The organism is Pseudoalteromonas sp. S3178, from assembly GCF_005886985.1.
Lineage (GTDB): Bacteria > Pseudomonadota > Gammaproteobacteria > Enterobacterales > Alteromonadaceae > Pseudoalteromonas > Pseudoalteromonas carrageenovora.
In genome coordinates this window covers 1-258 of the sequence record NZ_PNCW01000299.1, presented here as the reverse complement: position 1 = coordinate 258, position 258 = coordinate 1, and the positions used below count along the sequence as shown (strand labels likewise).

Annotated in this window: 1 protein-coding gene; it reads left to right on the top strand. The window is 41.5% G+C overall.

The annotated features are described in order from the left end of the window. Positions 1–43 precede the first annotated feature (43 nt). A partial coding sequence (locus tag CWC11_RS21050; protein ID WP_171038494.1) for a lipocalin family protein occupies positions 44–258 on the top strand: 215 nt, incomplete at its 3' end.

Genomic DNA, 258 nt, shown 5'->3' with positions numbered 1-258 from the left:
TGGTTACTACGTATGACATTAAGATGGAATATGGAGAACTTATATGAAAGTACGTCAGTTATTTTTCACGGTGATTTTGGTGCTTGTAGTTTCAGCATGCACAGGGCTGCCTGAGGGCATCAAACCAGTTAAAGACTTTAATGTTGAGCGTTACACAGGCACCTGGTATGAAATCGCGCGATTAGATCATTCATTTGAAAGGGGCATGCAGAATGTCATGGCGACGTATAGCCAAAATCCTGACGGTTCAATTAAAGT